At 69.4% G+C, this 284-nt stretch carries 1 protein-coding gene; it reads left to right on the forward strand.

Annotated elements, in window-relative coordinates:
- Positions 1-8 precede the first annotated feature (8 nt).
- A partial coding sequence (locus CFB18_RS15445; RefSeq protein WP_268808083.1) for a tetratricopeptide repeat protein occupies positions 9-284 on the forward strand: 276 nt, incomplete at its 3' end.

Consider the following 284-nt stretch of genomic DNA (forward strand, 5'->3'; position numbering starts at 1 on the left):
GCCCATACCTGGCCGGGAGCCTCCACAACCTGGGCGCGAGGCTCTCCGAGTTGGGCCGGCGGGAGGAGGCCCTAACGGCCACGCAGGAAGCGGTGGAACTCTACCGCCAGCTGGCCGCCCAACACCCCCAGGCCTTCCTCCCCGACCTGGCATCAAGCCTCACCAACCTGGGCGCGATGCTCTCCGAGTTGGGCCGGCGGGAGGAGGCCCTGCAGGTCATCCAAGAAGCGGTGGAACTCTACCGCCAGCTGGCCGTCCAACACCCCCAGGCCTTCCTCCCCAAC

The sequence above is a fragment of the Thermoflexus hugenholtzii JAD2 genome (assembly GCF_900187885.1).
Taxonomy (GTDB): Bacteria; Chloroflexota; Anaerolineae; order Thermoflexales; family Thermoflexaceae; genus Thermoflexus; species Thermoflexus hugenholtzii.